This window comes from Streptomyces colwelliae (genome assembly GCF_048158785.1).
GTDB lineage: Bacteria > Actinomycetota > Actinomycetes > Streptomycetales > Streptomycetaceae > Streptomyces.
In genome coordinates this window covers 1-3,572 of the sequence record NZ_JBLTJC010000633.1, presented here as the reverse complement: position 1 = coordinate 3,572, position 3,572 = coordinate 1, and the positions used below count along the sequence as shown (strand labels likewise).

Sequence of the window (3,572 nt, the reverse complement as noted above, 5' to 3'; positions counted from 1 at the left end):
CCCTGATCCCGCCGCCCCGGCCAGCCCCTCGTAGACCTGGACTGAGACAACCCATGTTCCGTACCGCCTTGCGCAACGTACTCGCGCACAAGGCCCGGCTCCTCATGACCGTGCTCGCCGTGATGCTCGGCGTCGCGTTCGTGTCGGGGACCCTGGTCTTCACCAACACCATCTCGAACGCCTTCCAGAACAGCTCGGCCAAGGGCTTCGACCAGGTCGACGTCGCCGTCCAGGCGAAGCACCAGGACGGCGAGGGCGACACGGTCGGCAAGACCCCCGAGCTGACCCAGGCCATGCTCGACACCAGCGCGAAGGTGCCGGGGGCCGCGTCCGCGACCGGTGTCGTGAACGGATTCACCGCCATAGCCGACAAGAAGGGCAAGCTCATCGGCGGCGGCTTCCAGTCCGAGGGCGGGAATTATTGGGGTAGCAAGGACGCCCGTTATCCCCTCAAGTCCGGTGCCGCACCGCATGGTTCGGGCGAAGTCGCCATCGACTCCGAGACCGCGAAGCGCGCCGGGTACAAGGTCGGCGACACCGTGCGCATCTCGGTCGACGGCCCGGTGCTGACCCCGAGGATCACCGGCATCTTCACCACCGACGACGGCAATGTCGCCGCCGGCGGCAGCCTGGCCCTCTTCGACACCGCGACCGCGCAGAAGCTGTTCGGCAAGGCGGGGACGTACGACGAGATCGATGTGAAGGCCGCGGCCGGGACCAGTCAGGCCGCGCTGAAGACGCAACTGGACAGCGCCCTGCCGAAGGGCCTCACCGAGACCACCACCGCCAAGAAGCTCGCCGACGACCAGGCCGAGACGATCGCCTCCTCGATGAGCGGGCTGAAGTCGGGGCTGCTGGTCTTCGCGGGCATCGCGCTCTTCGTCGGCACGTTCATCATCGCCAACACCTTCACCATGCTGGTCGCCCAACGCACCAAGGAACTGGCCCTGTTGCGCGCGGTCGGCGCCTCGCGCCGGCAGGTCACGCGGTCGGTGCTGATCGAGGCGTTCGTGGTCGGCGCGATCGCCGCGGTGGCCGGTCTGGTCGCCGGTATCGGCATCGGCGCCGGGCTGCGCGCCCTGATGGGCACGATCGGCGCGACCGTCCCGGACGGCCCGCTGGTCATCACCCCGAACACGGTGCTGAGCGCCCTCGCGGTCGGCATCCTCATCACCATGCTCGCCGCCTGGCTGCCCGGCCGCCGGGCCGCGAAGATCCCGCCGATCGCCGCGATGAGCAGCGTGCACGCGACGGCCACCACCAAGTCCCTGGTGCTGCGCAACACGCTCGGCGCGCTGTTCTCCGGCGCGGGCATCGCGGTCGTCATCGCGGCGACCTCGATGAGCGGTTCGGACGGTCAGGCACCCATGGGGATCGGCGCCGTCCTGCTGATCATCGGGGTGTTCATCCTGACCCCGCTGCTGTCCCGCCCGCTGATCGCGGCCGCCGCCCCGGTCCTGCGGATCTTCGGGATCTCCGGCAAGCTGGCCCGCCAGAACTCGGTGCGCAACCCGCGCCGTACGGCCGCCACCGCCTCCGCGCTGATGATCGGCCTCACCCTCATCACCGGCATGACGGTGATGGCGGGCAGCCTCCAGCAGGCGATCGACAAGATGGCCTCGTCCGCGATCAGCGCCGACTACATCGTCTCGATGGCGAACGGCAACCAGCTCTCCCCGAACGTCGACAAGACCCTCACCACCACCTCCGGCGTCACCGAGACCAGCCCGCTGCGCAACGCCCCGTCGCGCATCGACGGCGAGACCGAGTTCCTCACCGGGGTCAACGGCTCGGCCATCGGCAAGCTCACCGACCTCAAGGTCGACAGCGGCACCTTCAAGGTCGCCGGCACGCAGGTCGTCGTGGACGACGACACGGCCAAGTCCCATGGCTGGAAGGCCGGTTCGACCTTCACCACGCACTACGAGGACGGCAAGGCGCAGCAGCTCACCGTCTCCGCGGTCTACGAGGGCAACGCGCTGATCCGCGGCATCATGCTCGACAACGCGACGCTCTCCCCGCACCAGACCGACCCGGCCGACATGCAGATCCTGGTCAAGACCGCCGACGGGGCGTCGAGTTCGACGAAGGACAAGCTGGAGAAGGCCCTCGGCTCCAACCCGGCCGTCAAGGTCCAGGACAAGAAGGACCTCTCCGACAGCATCGCGCAGGTCTTCACCCTGATCCTCAACATGGTCTACGGCCTGCTCGCCATGGCGGTGATCGTCGCGGTCCTCGGTGTCATCAACACCCTCGCCATGTCGGTCTTCGAGCGCTCGCAGGAGATCGGGATGCTCCGCGCGATCGGCCTCGACCGCAAGGGCATCAAGCGGATGGTCCGCCTGGAGTCCCTGGTCATCTCGCTCTTCGGCGGGGTGCTCGGCATCGGGTTGGGCGTGTTCTTCGGCTGGGCGGCCGGTGAGCTGATCGGCTCGAAGATGGCGACCTACGAACTGGTCATCCCCTGGGCCCGGATGGCGCTCTTCCTCCTCCTGGCGGGCACGGTCGGCGTCCTGGCGGCGCTGTGGCCGGCCCGGCGCGCGGCGAAGCTGAACATGCTGTCGGCCATCAAGTCCGAGTAGCCAAGTCCCCGTAGCAGTACATGAGTCGGGGCCCCGATCCGATACGGATCGGGGCCCCGACTCATGTACTCAATTCCAGGTGCGGGCGCGCAGCGCCACCCCGGAGTTCCCGGAGTCCGGGGTGCGGACGGCCAGGACCTGGTTGACGCCGATGCGGTTGCGCTCGAAGGCGAGCGCGGAGGCCGCCATGTACAGGCGCCACACGCGCGCCCGGCCGGCCCCGGCGAGCTTGGCCGCGCGGGCCCACTCGGCCTCCAGGTTGGCGACCCAGCGGCGCAGGGTGAGCGCGTAGTGCTCGCGGATCACCTCGACGTCGCGCACCTCCAGGCCGGCACGCTCAAGTTGGGTCACCGTGTTGCCGATCGGGGCGAGTTCACCGTCCGGGAAGACATAGGAGTCGATGAACTCGTCGATGTTGTAGGCGGATTCGTCGCGGTGCGGGCGGCGGGCGATCTGGTGGTTCAGGAGCCGCCCGCCGGGCTTGAGCAGCGAGTGGAGGACCCCCGCGTACTCCAAGTACCGCTCGGCGCCCACGTGTTCGGCCATACCGATGGAGGAGATGGCGTCGTAGGGCCCGTCGGCGACGTCCCGGTAGTCCTGCACCCGGATCTCCACCTTGTCGGTGAGCCCCTCGCCCGCGACGCGCTTACGGGCGTAGGCCGCCTGTTCCTGCGAGAGGGTCACGCCGACGACGCTCACGCCGTACTCGCGGGCCGCGTGGATCGCCATCGAACCCCAGCCGCAGCCGACGTCGAGCAGTCGCTGACCCGGTCTCAACTCCAGCTTGCGGCAGATGAGTTCGAGCTTGTCGCGCTGGGCGTCCTCCAGGGTGCCGTCCGGGGATTCCCAGTAGGCGCACGAGTAGACCATCGAGGGGCCGAGGACGATCTCGTAGAAGTCGTTGCCGACGTCGTAGTGGTGGCTGATGGCGCGTTTGTCGGTGCGTTTGGTGTGGAGGTGGGCGCGGCTGCGGCGGACCTCCTCCGGGTG

Annotated in this window: 2 protein-coding genes; one reads left to right on the top strand and one right to left on the bottom strand. The window is 68.8% G+C overall.

Annotation, left to right across the window (positions count from 1 at the left end; translation table 11 throughout):
* Window positions 1–53 precede the first annotated feature (53 nt).
* Complete coding sequence (locus tag ACNFOC_RS52355; protein WP_416966020.1) at window positions 54–2,582, top strand: ABC transporter permease; 2,529 nt, start codon at window positions 54–56, stop codon at window positions 2,580–2,582.
* Window positions 2,583–2,651: 69 nt separating this feature from the next.
* Here ACNFOC_RS52355 and ACNFOC_RS52350 read toward each other — a convergent pair.
* Window positions 2,652–3,572: class I SAM-dependent methyltransferase (locus ACNFOC_RS52350; RefSeq protein WP_416966019.1), on the bottom strand; the 921-nt coding region annotated here is incomplete at its 5' end.